Origin of the sequence: Specibacter sp. NPDC078692 (assembly GCF_040686835.1) — a bacterium.
GTDB lineage: Bacteria > Actinomycetota > Actinomycetes > Actinomycetales > Micrococcaceae > Specibacter.
In genome coordinates this window covers 16,730-33,486 of the sequence record NZ_JBFBLV010000036.1, presented here as the reverse complement: position 1 = coordinate 33,486, position 16,757 = coordinate 16,730, and the positions used below count along the sequence as shown (strand labels likewise).

Below are 16,757 nucleotides of genomic sequence, written 5' to 3'. Positions count from 1 at the left end.
AGCGAGGCCGGCCCCACCGCTGCCCAAAAACGCCACATCACCAAAAAACGGGATTCAGCCAGCCCCCAAAACGGATCGGTGGATCAAGGCTTAGCGAATGACACGTGATTCACGCCGCCATTTGCTCCGGAACTGGCCGCGACATGCTTGGATTGAGGTATCCGTGCGAAAGGCGAAAAATGACCATGTCCAGTGGAGTTTATGTCAGTGCAACTACCCCCGGTTCGGGTAAAACGTTGGTGTCCTTGGGGCTGGCCGACGCTCTGCACCGGCGCGCGGATCGGATTGGCTTCTTCCGGCCCATCACCTCTGCTGCGGATCCGGAAAAAGATCCCACGGTGGCCATGTTGCGCCGCATGTACAACATGGATGAGCAGGTGTGCCGTGCCGGTATGACCAGCGCCGAGGCGCGCATGCTCATGGCGGCCGGACGGCGTGAAGAAATTGATGCCCGCGCCGTGGAGATCTTCAGTGAAATCTCCAAACACGCCGATGTCATCATTGTTGAAGGCACCGATCTCACCGGCCAGGACGCGGCCGTGGAATTTGATCTCAATGCCCGTCTGGCCAACAATCTGGGGCTGCCCATGCTGGCCGTTGTCGGCGCCCGCGGACTGAGCCCACAGGAGATCGCCGACGCCGTCGATGTCGCCCGCAAGGAGCTGGCCTCGGAGAACTGCTCGCTGCTGGCCATGATGGTCAATCGTGCCGATCCGAAGGATATGGACGCCATCACCGCGGCTATCCGACCCGGCCACAGCCACCGCCCGGTCTATGTGCTTCCCGAAATCGCGGAGATTTCCCGGCCCACGGTGGGGGAGGTCGCCGCCGCCTTGAAGCTGCGTCAGATGGCTGGTAGTTCTGAGCTGGAGCGCGATGTCCACGCCATCAAGGTCGCCGCCATGACCGTGGGCAACTTCCTGAGCCAGCTCGAGGCCCACGATCTGGTGATCGTTCCCGGTGACCGCGCCGATGTCATGGTGGCCACGCTGGCCTCCGCGTTCTCGCCTGAATTCCCGGTCCCCAGCGGCATGGTCCTGACCGGGGGCCTCGCCCCGGATCCGCATGTGCTCCCCTTCCTGGCGCATGCTCCCTTCCCTGTTTTTGCGTACGACGCCGACACCTTCAGTGCCGCTCAAGCGATCAGTGAGGTGCGCAGCGAGATCCATACGGGGCAGCGGCGGAAGATTGCTGCTGCCATGGGTGGCTGGGCCCGCAACGTGGATGAGGCGGAGCTGTTGGAACGGCTCACGCTGCCCCGCCCAGCCACCATGACCCCGTTGCGGTTCCTGCATGAGTTGATTGAGCGGGCCCGCAGCGAACGCAAACACATTGTGCTGCCCGAGGGGAGCGACTCCCGGGTGCTGGCGGCAGCTGAGATCCTGCACCGCCGCGATGTGTGTGAGCTGACAGTTCTTGGTTCGGTAGCCGCCGTCGAGGAACTGGCCGCATCCCACGGCATCGATTTGAGCGGTATCAGCATTGTTGATCCGGCTTCCTCTGAACTGCGGGAGTCCTTTGCTGTGGAGTACCAGCGGCTGCGCGCTCACAAGGGCATTGACCTGGCAAAGGCCCGCGAGATCATGCTGGACGGTTCCTACTTTGGCACCATGATGGTTCAGCTGGGTCATGTGGACGGTATGGTCTCCGGAGCTGCCCACACCACGGCCAACACCATCCGCCCGGCCTTGGAATTTGTGAAGACCCGGCCCGGCGTGAACATTGTGTCCTCGGTGTTCTTGATGCTGCTGGCGGACAGGGTGCTGGTGTACGGCGACTGCGCTGTTAACCCGGAGCCCAACGAGGAGCAACTGGCCGATATTGCGATTGCCTCCGCCGAAACGGCTGCCCAATTTGGGGTGGAGCCGCGCATCGCTATGCTGTCTTACTCCACAGGTGGTTCCGGTTCCGGTGAAGCGGTGGACGAGGTTCGCCGTGCCACTGAACTGGCCCGAGCCGCCCGTCCTGATTTGGCCATCGAAGGTCCCATTCAGTACGACGCCGCCGTGGACGCCTCCATTGCCGCTTCCAAATTGCCGGCCTCGGCCGTGGCAGGGCAGGCCACGGTATTCATCTTCCCCGACCTCAATACCGGCAACAACACCTATAAAGCGGTGCAGCAGTCTTCAGGTGCTGTTGCCGTGGGGCCTGTTTTGCAGGGATTGAACAAGCCCATCAATGATCTCTCCCGCGGCTGCACCGTGGAAGACATTGTGAACACCGTGGCCATCACCGCGATCCAGGCCCAGGTTTCGGCAAGCTCAACCACCGGGGCATCAACCACTGACGCGAAGGATTCCTAATGCGCGTGCTCGTCATCAACTCCGGCTCATCCTCGTTGAAGTACCAGGTGCGCGACACCGACACTAATGAGGTTGCCGCCAACGGGCTCATTGATCGCATTGGTGAGGGGGCTGGCGGACCGGCCGATCATGGTGAGGCCATGAATCAGGTGGCGGCCGCGCTGGACAGCGAGTTGGCGCAGAAGCCGCTGGACGCCGTCGGACATCGAGTGGTCCATGGCGGGGAACGATTCAGCGAGCCGGTCCTGATCAACAATGAAATCACGCGCGCCATTGAGCGGCTCAACCCCCTCGCCCCGCTGCACAATCCGGCCAATGTGCTGGGCATCCGGGCCATCACGGCCAAATGGCCCACCATGCCGCAGGTGGCAGTTTTCGATACCGCATTCCACCGCACCCTGCCCGAACACGCCTGGCGTTACGCTGTGCCGGATGAGCTGTACCGCCAGTACGGGATCCGCCGCTACGGTTTCCATGGCACTTCGCACCAGTTCGTGACTGGACGGGCGGCGGAACTGCTGGAGATCCCGGTGGAGAAGTTCAACGCCGTGGTGGCGCACTTGGGCAACGGCGTGTCCCTGACAGCCATCCAGGGTGGCGCCAGCATTGACACGTCCATGGGATTCACGCCGTTGGAGGGCCTGGTCATGGGCACCCGCAGCGGAGACGTTGATCCGTCCATCCTGGTCTTCTTGCAGCGCCAGGGCCTTTCCGCGGACGATATCGACACCATGTTGAACAAGGAATCCGGGCTCAAGGCGCTCGCCGGCAACAACGATATGCGCGCCATTGTTGAGGCCGCTGCCGCCGGGGATGCCCGTGCCCGCGTGGCCCTGGACATCACCTCTTACCGGCTGGCCAAGTACATTGGCGGCTACCATGTGGCGGTGGGCGGGGCGCAGGCCCTGGTGTTCACGGCCGGCATTGGTGAGAACTCCGCCGACTTCCGGGCCCTCGTTGCCTCACGTTTGGGCGCGCTGGGTGTGAAGCTCGACGACGCCGCGAACCTAGTGCGCTCAGGTGACCCCCGGGTGATCAGTGCCCCGGATTCATTAATTCCGGTGCTGGTGGTTCCCACGGATGAAGAGCAGGCGATCGCCGAGGCGAGCGCCGCCGTCGTGCTTAGATCGCTGAGTTAGGCTCGTTCCATGGTTGAAATTCCCTACCCACTGGCCACCGAGCGGTTGCTTCTGCGGCGCTTTACCACCGCGGATCTCGACGCCTATTACGAGTACCAGCGGCTGCCGGAAACGGCGCGGTACCTGTACGGGGAGGCTCGCAGCTACGCCCAGTGCATGGCGCGAATTGCCCGCTATGTTGAGGAACCTTTTGACGAGCCGGGCCATTGGGCCACGTTCGCCGTCGAGCTTCACGGCCAGCCGGGCCTCATTGGTGAGATGGCGTTGAAATGGAACGAGGGTGGTAAGCCAGAGGGGCCGCAGCCGCAGCGTTTCGGCGAAATTGGTTGGACCATGGCGCCAGCTGCCCAAGGGAAGGGCTATGCCACCGAGGCCGCGCGAGCCGTGCTGGAGTTGGCCCTGGATCAGCTGGATTTCTACAGGGTGGAAGCCCGGCTCGATGCCAGGAACGCGGCGTCGGCCGGTATTTGCGAACGGTTGGGCATGCAGCGCGAGGGCGTGCTGCGCAACAACATGTATCTGAAGGGCGAATGGACCTCAGAAGCCGTCTACGCCGTGGTGCGCAGCGCCTAAACCTTGGGGGCCCCACTGTTTCCGCTACCGTCCCCCACAAATGCGCCCCGTAGACCGGGAGCATTTATGGGGGACGGGCGCGGATTTCGATCGCTGAAACCGGGCGTCGAGCCTGTCGAGATTTAGCGCAGCTCGGTGGCACCAATCGCATCAGCCAGGAACGCGTAATCCCAGGCGCGGGTCTTCCAGCCTTCGTAGCGGCCGGACGCGCCGCCGTGGCCGCCGTCCATCTCGATCTTCATGACAATCGGTTCGGTGCCGGTGGATACTGCGCGCAGTTCCTGCACCCACTTGGCCGGTTCCACGTAGAGCACGCGGGTGTCATTGAAACTGGTGACGGCGGCGATCTTCGGGTAAGCCACGGCCCTCACATTCTCGTAAGGCGTGTACTCCTTCATGTATTTGTACACGGCCGGATCGGTGATGGGGTTGCCCCACTCTTCCCATTCCAGAGCTGAGAGCGGCAACTCCGGATCCAAAATGGTGGTCAGGGCGTCCACAAAAGGCACCTGCGCCACAATGGCCGCATACTTTTCCGGGGCCAGATTCGCCACGGCCCCCATCAGCAACCCGCCAGCCGAACCGCCCAGGGCCGCAATGCGTGCCGGATTCACCCAGCCGGAACCAGCCAGCCAGTCAGTGGCGGCGACGAAGTCGGTGAACGTGTTCTTCTTGTTCAGCTTCTTGCCGTCGTCGTACCAGGGCCGGCCCATCTCGCCGCCGCCGCGCACATGCGCAATCACAAAGACCACGCCGCGATCCAGCAGTGAGAGCCGCGGCACGCCAAAGCCCGGATCCATGCTCATTTCGTAGGAGCCGTAGCCATAAATCACTCCGGCGTTGGCGGAATCGCGCGGCAGATCCGCTCGGCGCAGCACCGAGAGCGGCACTTTTGTTCCATCCGCAGCCGTGGCCCATTCACGGGTGGCAACGTAATCCTCGGAGCGGTAGCCGCCCAGTACGGGGGTTTCCTTGCGTAACAGCAGCTCGCCGCCAGCATCGCCTACCGGCAGCACGTAATCGTAAACGCGTGGCGGCGTGAAATCTGAGGTGTACACCAAGCGGATGACGGGGGATTCGTACTCGCTGCCGCCCATGGAGGCCGTGTACAGCTCCTCATCAAAGGCAGGCTCGACGGCGGCCGCCTGCGCCGCGGTCCCCAAGCCTTCCAGCTCGGTCACCTGAACACTTTCGATGGTGTTCTTGCGCAGCGAAACCACCATATGGGTGGCCGTGACGGAGGCGCCGTTGATGCGTACAGCAGGATCGTGTGGGACAACAGTTTCCCAGACTTGCTGATCCACGGGCTTACTGAACTCCGCAGCGTCAACCAGGGAAATCATGGAGTTGACGGCGTCACGGTCATGGGTGAGCAGGACCTTTTCGACTCCATCGAGAAGGAAGGGTTCGGCGTCGTACAAGATCTCGGCACTGCGGGGGATGAGCACCTGCAAGCCCTTTTCCGGGGCGGCGAAGTCCAGGAGACGGGTCTCGCTGAACTCGGAGCAGCCAATGCTGATCATGAGGTGGCGGCGGTCGGCGGAGAGGTCGAAGCCTGTCCACATGGCGACGTCATCCTCTTGGTAGAGGACCTTGTCAGTGTCCACGGGGGTGCCGAGGATGTGGGTTTTGACCTGGTGGGGGCGCCAGGAATCGTCGGCCAGCATGTAGTAAAGCGTGCTGCCGTCGGGGGAGAAGGCCAGACCGTAGAAGGCGTTCTCGATGGTGTCCGGCAGGAGTTCGCCGGTCCGCAGATCCTTGATGCGGATGGTGAAGAGTTCATCTCCGGCGTTGTCCACGGCGTAGGCGTAGAGGTTGCCGTCGTGGGTGACGGCGGCGCCGCCAATCGAGAAGAACGGCTGGCCTTCAGCTTCGACGTTTCCATCGAGAATGATTTGCTCGCCGGGGACGTCCACGCCGGGTTCAACGAGCGGGGGAGTCCAGTCATCGAGTGTGCCGTTGCTTTCGGCGCGGACGCGGCACTGGATTCCGTAGGCCTGGTCCTCCACCATGCGCCCGTAGTACCACCAGTCGTCCTTGCGGCTGGGCACCGAGAGGTCGGTTTCCTGCGTGCGGTTTTTGATCTCGTTGAAGATGTCGGTGCGCAGCTGTTCCTGGCCCGCCGTGACAGCGTCGGTGTACGCCTGCTCGGCGTTCAAGTGCGCCACAACCTCGGCGTTTTCCTTCTCGCGCAGCCACTCGTAGTTATCCACAAAGGTGTCGCCGTGGTGGGTGCGCTCCACGGGAACCTTCTTGGCAACCGGGGGAGCTGCGGGAGCGGCGGGGGTGTTTGCCGGGAGAGATTCGGAAACGTTCGTGGGTGCTGCGGCATCGGAAGTCGTCATGAATCCACTGTAGCGAGGAGGTTTGCGGGAGCGCAGGCGGAGGCGGGCAGCTATGCCAAGAGCGGAGCGCAGGAGGCCACCAGCATTTCGGCCCCGGTCCGCTCGGGCCCATAGACCGCTCCGACCCCCTCGAATGTACAGATAATGTACGCTTCAGACCGTTTTGGGGTGTTTTGCCGTACGTTATCTGCGCACTCGGCGAGGGGTGGCGAGGGATTGCGAGGGATTGCGCCGGACGGCGAGGGACGGCGCGGTGCTGTCACCCACCGGAGCGCCCGCCGGCCCGCTTAGGCGCGCAACGCCGTCGTCAATCCCCAAAGAGCAAGTGCGGCCAAGGGGAACATCCACTGCACCACCACATCCCCAACCCGGGAGAGTAAATTCCGGCGTCGCGAGGTGGCGGCGTCCTCCATCGGATCGCGCAGACGCTCATCCGGGCTGCGCAGGACGCTGATAGTGCCAACGATGGAGACCACCAGCAACAGCACAACACTGGCGAAGAGAATTGGCGCAGGATTCAGCGACAGCCACGCATCGGCGCTGGAGTTGGGCGCCAGAGCCGCGGACACGAGCGCGCTGGCCATCCCTACGCTTATGGCTAGGTACAGCGGCCACATGCGCTTGACGCCGTGGCGCAGATATAGGGGCAGTGCCATCACGAGCGCCAGCGGAACCAGCAGTAACAGCAATTGCGAGGCGTGCAGATCTAAGGTTTTCTCAGCGGCCCAGGGAGTGATGGTGAGGTTGAAAACCATGAACCCAACAATGCCAAATCCGCTCCGGATAATGGTTTTCCGGGTCTCACCAGCGGGGGAAGTGGGCAGATCAAGCGTCTGGGCGTACTGCTGCGGGGAACCGAATTCCGCCTGTGGTGTTTGCCCGGAATCGGCCACAAATTCCTGCACTGAGGCGAGCGTGTCACCGATCGCCTCACCGGTGACATTGCGGAATCGCAACTCAACGGTCAGTTCATCGAGCCAATTCTGAGTGGCCTTGCTGATGGTTGATGGAGTTTTGTTGTCGGTGTTCATGATGATTCCCCAGTGAGTAAGTTGTTGGTGACTGTGTTGAACTGCTGCCAGTGCAGACGCTGCCGTGCCAGTTCTGCGCGGCCTGCCTCGGTGAGTGAGAAGTATTTGCGGCCTGGGCCTGCGGTGCCGGCTTGCCAGTCGGTGCTCACCCAACCAGCGGTCTCGAAGCGGGTCAGCAAAGGGTAGAGCGTGCCGCCCTTGATCTGGCCCAATCCGGCGTCGGCCAGCGTACTGGTGATGGCGTATCCGTAGGATCTCCCGCTATCCAGTACCTGAAGCACGCTCAATCCCAGCACTGCGCGCAGCCAATCGCTGGGCCATGAGGTGGTTTCTTCGGTTGTCATAACTAGATTGTCTGATTAACTAGTCAGGCTGTCAACCTTGTGTCATCGCGGATTCATTGTGGGTCATTGACCGTTTCTTCGTTCCATGGAATATTTATAGAACGATCGGTCGGTAATGTGCCGACCGTGTCCCGCGGTTGGAGGGTTATTGATGGAGGACGCCGGACACCTCCCCGCGCTCACTTCCTTCGCCACGCTTCTGGTCACCCAGGATCTAGACCGGGCCCGGGTCACGGTGCAGCTGAATCGGCCCGACGTCCGCAACGCCATTGACGCCCAAATGGTGGCAGACCTCCACAAAGTGTGTGAGCGTCTGGAGGGTCATCCGCAGGTGCTCATCCTGACAGGAGCCCCGGGCGATGAAGCCGCCGGGACCAAGGGTTTCTTTGCCTCCGGAGCTGACATTGGGGAGTTGATCCAGAGGCGGCGAGAAGACGCGCTGGCTGGTATCAACTCCACCCTCTTTGAGCGGATTGCGCAGCTTCCCATGCCCGTCATTGCCGCCCTGGACGGATACGCGTTGGGCGGCGGCGCAGAGTTGGCCTACGCCGCGGACTTCCGTATCGGCACCCGGGCCTTGCGCGTGGGACAGCCGGAAACGCAGTTAGGCATCCTCGCAGCGGCAGGGGCCAGCTGGCGGCTCAAGGAATTGGTGGGCGAACCGATCGCGAAGCAGATGCTCCTGGCCGGCTACATCCTGACCGGCGAGGGCGCCCTCGCCGTGGGATTGATCAGCGAACTCGTGGAACCGGCGGAGCTGATGGCCGCCGCCCACGCACTCGCCGACAGGATCTGCGCGCAGGACCCGCTCGCCGTTCAGGCCACAAAACGGGTGTTCCACGCACCGCGCGACGCCCACCCCGCCATCGATAACCAAGCGCAGGCGGAACTTTTTGAGTCGCCCGCCAAATTCGCTCGTATGCAGGCATTTCTGGATCGGAGAAGGGCATGAGAAATCCGGCGGCCCCGACCTCTGCTCTTCCGCAATACGTGGGGGTTTTAGGTGGCGGACGGATGGGCTCCGGCATCGCCCATGCGTTCCTCATGGCCGGGTGCAATGTGAGAGGCGTGGAGTCCGACGCCGGTGCTGCCGCCGCCGCCCGCTCCCGGGTGGAACGCGCGGTGAAAAATTCCCTAGCGCGGCACGTGGCACGAATGCTGGCAGCTGACGGTGAGCAGGCCACCGCCCGGAACCCCGCCGCCGCGGATAAGACCCCTCCCGACGTGGATGCCTTAGCTGGCCCCGGCATCATGGAGCAGTTCGCCGTGTTCACGGACGTTGCCAACTTCGCCAACTGCGCACTCGTGGTCGAAGCCGTTCCGGAGGATCGCGCTCTCAAGGTCGCAGCACTGCGCCGGACCGAACCATACCTCGCGCCGACGGCCGTGCTGGCGTCCAACTCCTCGGCCTTGTCGCTGACGGACTTGGCCGCACAGCTAGTACGTCCAGCGCAGTTCCTGGGCCTGCACTTCTTCAATCCGGTCCCGTCTTCCGCGCTCGTGGAGATCATCCGGGGCCAGCTCACCCCGGATGCCTTGGTGACCACGGCGCAAGGATGGGTTGCGGCGTTGGGCAAGACCGCCGTCGTGGTTGCCGATTCACCCGGGTTCGCCTCCTCACGGCTTGGTGTTGCCCTCGCGTTGGAAGCCATGCGAATGCTTCAGGATGAGGTGGCCTCGGCGGAAGACATCGACGCCGCCATGGTTCTGGGCTACCGGCACCAAACCGGCCCGCTGCGCACCACGGATTTGGTGGGTCTGGATGTTCGTCTGGACATCGCCGAGCACCTGGCCGCCACGCTCGGGCCGCGTTTTGCCGTCCCGGATATCCTGCGAGAGAAAGTGGCCCGCGGTGAACTGGGTCGCAAAACCGGCCGCGGATTCTTCGACTGGGACGCAGATTCCCCAGCCTGATCAGCTCCACTTATGGAAAGGATGGCACCATGAACGCCGCCAGGACCGCAGATTTTATCCCCAGCTATGTTCAGGATGCGTGGTGGACGCCGGAGGAGGATGACGGCGGACCCCTCTCCGTGCGAACTGCGGCGCCTTCTGCGGTGCGCCAGTTGCGTGACGCCAGCACGGGTGAGGTGACTGCGCGGGTCAGCGCCGACGGCCCGGAGCTGAGTGCCGCCGTCGACCATGGACGAACAGTGGGGCAGGCGGAGCTTGGACGCCTGACTATCCACGAACGTGCCCTGAAGCTGCGCGATCTGGCCACTTATCTGAACGGCCACAGGGAGGAGCTGTACGCACTCTCCGCGCAAACCGGCGCTACGAAGATCGACTCCATGGTGGACATTGACGGCGGCATTGGGGTGTTGTTCACGTTTTCCTCCAAGGGCCGGCGTGAACTGCCCAACACCAACGTCATTGTGGAGGGGCCCGTGGAGGTGCTCAGCAAAGACGGGTCGTTCATGGGCGAGCACATTTTTACCCGTATTCCGGGCGTAGCCGTGCAGATCAATGCCTTTAACTTTCCTGTCTGGGGCATGCTGGAAAAGTTTGCCCCGGCCTTCATTGCCGGTGTGCCCAGCATCGTCAAACCCGCCACCCCCACCATGGTGCTCGCCGAGGCTGCAGCCCGGCTCATGATCGAATCCGGCATTTTGCCTGCCGGCGCACTGCAACTGGTCTCCGGATCCGGCAGGGGGCTGTTGGGGCTCCTGGACTACCGCGACATGGTGTCCTTCACAGGCTCGGCCAGCACCGCGCAGCAACTGAGAACGCAGTTGGGCGAGGGGGTGCGATTCATGGCGGAGACTGACTCGCTCAACGCCGCCATTTTGGGCCCCGATGCTGTCCCGGGCACGCCCGAGTTTGACGCCTTCATCAAATCTGTCGTGACGGAAATGACCGTCAAGGCGGGGCAAAAGTGCACTGCAGTGCGCCGTGCCATCGTTCCGGAAGGACTCAAATCCGCCGTCATTGACGCCATTGGAGCCCGGCTCGGCGAGCGGGTGGTGATCGGTGATCCACGCGCCGAGGGCGTCACCATGGGTGCGCTCGCCTCCCTGGAACAGCTGGATTCGGTCCGCGCAGCTGTCGAAACGATGGTGGCCGAAGGCGGCTCGCTGGCCATCGGATCGCTCGACGCGCCGGCGGTGAGGCGCGCAGATGGGTCCGTGGGCGCCGTCGAACATGGTGCGTTTATGTCTCCGGTGCTGCTGGACTGGGCTGACTCTGAGGCGCCCGCCGCCCACACTCTGGAGGCTTTTGGGCCGGTGTGCGGCGTGCTTGGCTATTTAGCGGACGACGGCGGTTCCGCCAATGCGGTGCGGCTCGCCGCGCTGGGGGCCGGGTCCCTTGTGGCCACAGTCTGCACGAATGACCCCAACTTTGCCCGGCAGGTGGTCTCGGGGATTGCCGCTCACCACGGCCGAGTTCTAGTACTCAATCGGGAGGATGCGCGAAGCTCAACGGGGCATGGTGCACCGGTGCCGCATCTTATCCACGGTGGGCCGGGGCGGGCCGGAGGTGGTGAGGAGCTCGGCGGTGTGCGGGCTATCAAGCATCATATGCAGCGAACTGCCGTTCAGGGTTCGCCGAATATGCTCACGGCCGTGACTGGAGTGTGGCACGCAGGGGCGGATCGAGTGATCGCCGGAGATCCTGAATTTGGTGGTGAGGCGGATGCTGTCCACCCATTCCGGAAATCGCTTGCGGAATTACGCGTTGGGGATGCGTTCGCGTCCGGGCTGCGGCTCGTCACGCTCGAAGACATTACGGCGTTCGCGCAGAGCACCGGGGACAACTTCTATGCTCACACGGATGCGGTTGCTGCAGCACGCAATCCTTTCTTTCCCGGCATAGTTGCCCACGGCTATCTCTTGGTATCCTGGGCGGCGGGGCTGTTTGTGGAGCCTGCGCCGGGACCGGTTTTGGCCAACTACGGTTTGGAGAATCTGAGGTTTCTCACGCCTGTTGCGGCTGGCGATTCACTGCGCGTGACGCTGACCGCGAAGGCCATCACGCCACGCGTCACTGATGAATATGGTGAAGTGTGCTGGGACGCGGTGCTGCACAATCAACGCGGTGACATTGTGGCGAGTTACGACGTGCTCACGCTCGTGGAGAAGGTGGAGACGCTCTATCTAAGCAGTCCCTGATCTAAGCAGTCCCTGAAACGAGTAGTCCCTGAAACGTCAGCGCCAGGACGTCGTCGGCCAGCTTCTTTGCGGAGAGGTGCCCGCCTGGTTTGTACCACTCCACAATCGAGTTGATGGTGCCAAAGAGTAGCCGTGTAATGGTTCCGGCGGCGATGTCAGTTCGCAGGGTGCCCGCCTGTTGCGCCTCTGTCACGAGGGCTGTGATGGTGCGGTCAAAGGCGCGGCGACGATTCATCGCCTCACGTTCCATCTCAGTGTTTCCGCGCAACCGCAGCAGCAAGGTGACAAAGGGCAAACGGTCCACGAGCACACCAACCATGCCTCTCAGCACAAATTCCAGCCGCTCGTTGGGAGCGCCTGAGCGGGCACCATCCAGTAACAAGACTCCTTCTAAACCACCCAGGGCTTCTTCAAGTGCCAGACGCAGCAGCTCCTCTTTCGAGGGAACATGGTGGTAAATGGCAGATTTTGAGATCCCCAACGCCTGCGCCAACAGACCCATGGACGCCGCCTCATAGCCGTGTTTGTTGAAAACTTCCACGGAAGTGCGTAGCACCGAGGCTTGGTCGTGCCCCGGGCGGCCGCGCTTTGTGGCGGTGGATGGTGCTGCGGTGGTGGACATGGGTGCTGCCCCTTCCCTGGTGGATTCATTGACGACGATTTCACAGCATTATATCCTGAACGAACGGTCGGTAATTAAAGTGGACCGTAAGTGGCCTGTCAAAGGAGACGCCATGAGGAGAGAATCAAGTGAGCCCAAACGGATCAACGCCGGGCAGAACGGCAGAATCGAAAGCCGCTCGGCCGCCGGCACCGCCGACCAGGCTGCACCCGAAGATGCAGCAGCCGAAGATACAGCAGCCGGCGAGGCAAACTTTGCTGCGGTCATCGCGAGGGATTCACGGATTGAGCCCACAGACTGGATGCCCGGAGACTATCGGCATGCACTGATTCGGCAAATGTCCCAGCACGCCCATTCCGAGATTATTGGGATGCAGCCGGAGGCCAATTGGATCACGCGCGCCCCTAGTCTGAAGCGCAAAGCCATCCTGATGGCCAAGGTCCAGGATGAGGCCGGGCATGGGCTCTACCTGTATTCGGCCACGGAAACGCTGGGTATTGACCGGGACACCATGATGGCGCAGCTCATTGAGGGCAAGGCCCGGTACTCTTCAATTTTCAACTATCCGGCGGTGAGCTGGGCAGACATGGGGGCCATTGGCTGGATGGTGGATGGGGCCGCTATTACCAATCAGGTGCCGCTGTGCCGAGCCTCTTATGGGCCGTATGCGAGGGCCATGGTGCGCATTTGCAAGGAGGAATCGTTCCATCAGCGGCAGGGTTTTGAAATCCTCTTGGAGCTCTCCCACGGCACGCCGGGTCAAAAGGCCATGGCACAGGACGCGGTCAACCGTTGGTACGCGCCGTCGCTGATGATGTTCGGGCCGCCCGACGGCGATTCGCCCAATTCCAGCCAGTCGATGGCATGGAACATCAAGCGTTTCGGCAACGATGAGCTCCGGTCCCGTTTCGTGGGCATGCTCGTCGAGCAAGCAGGAGTGCTTGGGCTTGCGCTGCCTGATCCTTTGGTGCGGCTCAATCCCGACACAGGGAAGTGGGAGCACAGGCCCCTTGATTGGGTCGAGTTCAAGGAGGTTCTGGCCGGACAAGGGCCCTGCAATGCCCAACGAATGGAGCGTCGCCGCGCCGCGCACGACGACGGAGCCTGGGTTCGCGAGGCCGCCGCAGCCTACGCTGCCAAACAAGCCGTGCATGCGGGGAAGGTGGCGGCCTAGCTATGAACTCTGCCGAATCGTCCGCTGAAAACGTGTCTGCTGAAAGTACCGCGCCTGCTCCCACGGTTCCCAACCCGGCCGCCCCGGGCTGGTCTTTATGGGAGGTGTTCGTGCGCTCAAATCGCGGGCTGAGCCACGTCCATGCAGGGTCACTGCATGCGCCGGATGCCACCATGGCACTGCGCAATGCCCGCGACCTCTACACACGGCGCAATGAAGGGGTTTCCATTTGGGTGGTTCCCTCCGATTCCATCGCGGCGTCCGACCCCGACGCTAAAGGGTCCTTCTTTGAATCTCCGCAGGGCAAGGACTATCGCCACGCCACGTATTACACCAAGAGCGAAGGGGTGAAACACCTATGACCCCATCCGCCGGCTCCCAGCCTTCGCAAGCTCAACACCGCAATCCCACTCCATATTCGCAAGGTGATAGTTCCGCGTCGGCCACCAGGATCACCCCAGGAAATGCCTTGCGCCCCGAAGATATTGCTAGGGCGGCCGCCGACGGAAGCTCCATCCCCAGCGCCGAGGTGGCCAACTATGCGCTGTGTATGGGCGACGATGCGCTGATCTTGGCTCAGCGTCTGGGCCACTGGATTTCCCGAGGTCCTGAACTGGAAGAAGACGTGGCTCTGGGCAACATCGCTCTGGACCAGCTGGGGCATGCCCGTTCATTCCTTAGCTATGCGGGGGCAGCCTGGGGGAAAACCGAGGATGATCTGGCGTATTTCCGCCGCGAGTCTGAATTCCGCTCGGCGCACCTTTTCGAGCAGCCCAACGGTGACTTCGCCGTCACGATCGCCCGCCAATTCATCGCCGCCAACTATCAATTTCTGCTGTACGGTGCACTGACTCGCTCGAGCGACCCCACACTGGCCGCGATCGCGGCAAAAGCCGTGAAGGAAGTGGACTACCACCTGGACCACAGCACCCAATGGGTTCTGCGACTGGCCGGCGGAACAGCAGAATCACGGCGACGGATGGAAGCGGGGCTGGCCATCATGTGGCCGTTTGTTGGCGAGTTGTTCTGCGACTGGCCGCTCATAGCGGAAGCCGGGGACGCCGCCGTCGTACCTTCTCGTTTGAAGGCTGATTTTGAGCGGGCCACCGCGGCGACTCTGGCGGAAGCCGGGCTCAACGTGGCGGCGCTGCCCATGGCCACCGGCGGCGGCCGGCAGGGGCGGCATTCGGAACATTTGGGCTATCTGCTGGCCGAAATGCAGGTCTTGGCGCGCGAATATCCTGGGGCGAGCTGGTGAGCGGCATGAGCGAAATGAAAGCATCCACTCAACACCGGACGGGCAGCGTCGCGCCCCTGACCGAGCGAGCATGGGAGGTTGCCGCGGCGGTGCTCGATCCGGAACTGCCGGTACTGACCATTGCCGATCTGGGCATCCTGCGAGAGGTCCGCGTGCTCCCAACCCCGCGCCCAAGGAATAACGGGGACACCGGAGGCACCGTACGCGTCACCATCACCCCCACTTATTCCGGCTGCCCTGCGATGGACACCATTCGGGCCGATCTGCGCAGCGCCTTTGCCCGCAGCACTTTTGCGCCCACCTGTGCCGGAGATGGCCCGTGGGATGTTGAAATCGTGACCGTGCTGGCGCCGGCCTGGACCACCGATTGGATCAGCGAACCGGGCCGGGACAAGCTCGTTGCATTTGGCATCGCGCCGCCCACCGGCAGTTCGCCGGCCGGTGGGCACAGTGGCCCGGTCCGGCTGGCCCTGCAGGTTAAATGCCCGCACTGCCAATCGCTGAATACCCGGGAACTGAGCCGATTCGGATCAACATCGTGCAAGGCCCAGTATGTTTGCGGCGACTGCCGGGAACCCTTCGACTATTTCAAGGTGCTCTGATGAGGGCCCCGGTCTCTGCGACTGCCCGCCGCCGGGCAGCGTTCCACCAGCTGACGGTGTCAAATGTGCGGCAATTGACGCACGACGCCGTTGAGGTAACCTTCGCCGTGCCCGCGCAGCTGGCCGGGTTCTACGATTATCTGCCGGGACAGTACGTGGCGCTGCGGGCCCGGATGCCCGATGCTGCGGGCGTGCTGCGGGAGCTACGGCGCAGTTACTCCCTGTGTGCCTTGCCCATCCAGTTCCCGGATGGCAGTTCCGAGCTGAAAATCGCCATCAAACGCGACCTCGGCGGCGAGTTCTCCACCTGGGCTACCTCAGAATTGGGGCCCGGCGGGGTTCTGGACGTCATGAGTCCCAGCGGCGCGTTCGTATCCCGGCATTCCGCAACCGCTTCCGGTCCCGCACAGAACGTGCTCACGAGCATGAATCACCCGCAGCAGCTGGCTGGAAGAAACGGACATTTTGTGGCTATTGCCGCAGGCTCGGGCATCACCCCGGTGATGGCGCTGGCCGCGTCGTTGCTGGCTGGCAGCTCAGGCGCCGGCTCCGGCAGCCCAAGCGCCCCAGATGGCTCAGCTGCGCCTGAAACCTCCCTGGATCTTCTCTACGTGAACAAGGGCACCATGGACATCATGTTTCTGGAGGAATTGGCTGATTTGAAGGATCGCTACCCGCGCCGTCTGGCCGTCCATCATGTGCTGTCCCGCGAAGAGCGCATTGCCCCGCTGCTCAGTGGTCGCCTCGATGCCAGCAAGCTGGTTGCTCTTTTCGACAAGGCTATCCATGCCGAGGACGTTGTTGAATGGTTCCTCTGTGGTCCCTTCGAGCTAGTTCAGTTGTGCCGCGACGTGCTGGAACAACGCGGCGTCCCCCGTGAGAACATCCGTTTCGAGCTGTTCACCACTGGCCGCCCGGACCGCCCGGCAGGCCAGCACGGGCGCCCCGTCAGGATCGAAGAATCCCGGGAAAACCGCACAATAGCGTTCACCCTCGACGGCCGCACCACCGAAGTTCTCAGCCCTATCTACGCCCGCGAATCCATCCTCAACGCGGCCCTGCGGCTGCGCCCCGACGTCCCGTTCGCCTGCGCCGGCGGCGTCTGCGGCACCTGCCGGACCAAGCTGATTTCCGGAGAAGTCACCATGGACGAAAACTACGCACTGGAACCGGAGGAACTCGCCGCCGGCTACATCCTGAGCTGCCAATCGCACCCCACCACGGATGAGGTCACCGTCGATTACGACGCCTGACCCC

General features: G+C 62.8%; 15 protein-coding genes. 11 read left to right on the top strand and 4 right to left on the bottom strand.

Annotated features, from left to right (window positions below):
* Positions 1–185: 185 nt before the first annotated feature.
* From pta to AB0O97_RS18020, 3 genes are read left to right on the top strand one after another with little or no spacing between them, the layout of a single operon-like run.
* Complete coding sequence (gene pta, locus AB0O97_RS18030) at positions 186–2,303, top strand: phosphate acetyltransferase (protein ID WP_363884530.1); 2,118 nt, start codon at positions 186–188, stop codon at positions 2,301–2,303.
* Positions 2,303–3,442 carry an acetate kinase gene (locus tag AB0O97_RS18025; RefSeq protein ID WP_363884526.1) on the top strand — a complete coding sequence of 380 codons (1,140 nt, stop codon included), beginning with the start codon at positions 2,303–2,305 and terminating at the stop codon, positions 3,440–3,442. Before pta ends, AB0O97_RS18025 begins: the two co-directional genes overlap by 1 nt.
* Positions 3,443–3,451: 9 nt before the next feature.
* Positions 3,452–4,015 (top strand): GNAT family N-acetyltransferase, encoded by a 564-nt coding sequence (locus tag AB0O97_RS18020; RefSeq protein ID WP_363884524.1) that lies wholly within the window; start codon positions 3,452–3,454, stop codon positions 4,013–4,015.
* A gap of 122 nt (positions 4,016–4,137) precedes the next feature.
* On the opposite strand, the gene AB0O97_RS18015 is transcribed toward AB0O97_RS18020, so the two are convergent.
* From AB0O97_RS18015 to AB0O97_RS18005, 3 genes are all read right to left on the bottom strand, one after another.
* Positions 4,138–6,360 (bottom strand): S9 family peptidase, encoded by a 2,223-nt coding sequence (locus tag AB0O97_RS18015; RefSeq protein ID WP_363884523.1) that lies wholly within the window; start codon positions 6,358–6,360, stop codon positions 4,138–4,140.
* A gap of 287 nt (positions 6,361–6,647) precedes the next feature.
* The gene (locus tag AB0O97_RS18010) at positions 6,648–7,391 is read right to left on the bottom strand and encodes a hypothetical protein (RefSeq protein ID WP_363884522.1); all 744 of its coding nucleotides are present in this window, start codon (positions 7,389–7,391) and stop codon (positions 6,648–6,650) included.
* Entirely contained in the window at positions 7,388–7,735 is a 348-nt protein-coding gene (locus tag AB0O97_RS18005; RefSeq protein WP_363884521.1) for a PadR family transcriptional regulator, read from the bottom strand. The genes AB0O97_RS18010 and AB0O97_RS18005 overlap by 4 nt, the downstream gene beginning before the upstream one ends.
* A 151-nt stretch (positions 7,736–7,886) precedes the next feature.
* On the opposite strand from AB0O97_RS18005, the gene AB0O97_RS18000 reads away from it, so the two are divergent.
* From AB0O97_RS18000 to paaZ, 3 genes are read left to right on the top strand one after another with little or no spacing between them, the layout of a single operon-like run.
* Positions 7,887–8,687 carry an enoyl-CoA hydratase/isomerase family protein gene (locus AB0O97_RS18000; protein WP_363884520.1) on the top strand — a complete coding sequence of 267 codons (801 nt, stop codon included), beginning with the start codon at positions 7,887–7,889 and terminating at the stop codon, positions 8,685–8,687.
* Positions 8,684–9,649, top strand: a complete 966-nt coding sequence (locus AB0O97_RS17995; protein WP_363884519.1) for a 3-hydroxyacyl-CoA dehydrogenase family protein — start codon at positions 8,684–8,686, stop codon at positions 9,647–9,649. The genes AB0O97_RS18000 and AB0O97_RS17995 overlap by 4 nt, the downstream gene beginning before the upstream one ends.
* 29 nt (positions 9,650–9,678) lie before the next feature.
* Positions 9,679–11,844 carry a phenylacetic acid degradation bifunctional protein PaaZ gene (gene paaZ / locus AB0O97_RS17990; protein WP_363884518.1) on the top strand — a complete coding sequence of 722 codons (2,166 nt, stop codon included), beginning with the start codon at positions 9,679–9,681 and terminating at the stop codon, positions 11,842–11,844.
* A gap of 1 nt (position 11,845) precedes the next feature.
* On the opposite strand, the gene AB0O97_RS17985 is transcribed toward paaZ, so the two are convergent.
* A complete protein-coding gene (locus AB0O97_RS17985) occupies positions 11,846–12,466 on the bottom strand; it encodes a TetR/AcrR family transcriptional regulator (RefSeq protein WP_363884517.1) in 621 nt (206 codons plus the stop codon).
* Positions 12,467–12,578: 112 nt separating this feature from the next.
* Between AB0O97_RS17985 and paaA the strand changes: the two genes are divergently transcribed.
* The 5 genes from paaA to paaE are packed head-to-tail and all read left to right on the top strand — an operon-like array spanning position 12,579 to position 16,753.
* Positions 12,579–13,640 (top strand): 1,2-phenylacetyl-CoA epoxidase subunit PaaA, encoded by a 1,062-nt coding sequence (paaA, locus tag AB0O97_RS17980; RefSeq protein WP_363884515.1) that lies wholly within the window; start codon positions 12,579–12,581, stop codon positions 13,638–13,640.
* 2 nt (positions 13,641–13,642) lie between these two features.
* Positions 13,643–14,002, top strand: coding sequence for a 1,2-phenylacetyl-CoA epoxidase subunit PaaB (gene paaB / locus AB0O97_RS17975; protein ID WP_363884513.1), 360 nt, complete (start codon positions 13,643–13,645; stop codon positions 14,000–14,002).
* Positions 13,999–14,898, top strand: a complete 900-nt coding sequence (gene paaC, locus AB0O97_RS17970) for a 1,2-phenylacetyl-CoA epoxidase subunit PaaC (protein WP_363884511.1) — start codon at positions 13,999–14,001, stop codon at positions 14,896–14,898. Before paaB ends, paaC begins: the two co-directional genes overlap by 4 nt.
* Before the next feature lie 5 nt (positions 14,899–14,903).
* Positions 14,904–15,500 (top strand): 1,2-phenylacetyl-CoA epoxidase subunit PaaD, encoded by a 597-nt coding sequence (gene paaD, locus AB0O97_RS17965; protein ID WP_363884509.1) that lies wholly within the window; start codon positions 14,904–14,906, stop codon positions 15,498–15,500.
* Positions 15,500–16,753, top strand: a complete 1,254-nt coding sequence (gene paaE, locus AB0O97_RS17960; protein ID WP_363884507.1) for a 1,2-phenylacetyl-CoA epoxidase subunit PaaE — start codon at positions 15,500–15,502, stop codon at positions 16,751–16,753. Before paaD ends, paaE begins: the two co-directional genes overlap by 1 nt.
* Positions 16,754–16,757 lie beyond the last annotated feature (4 nt).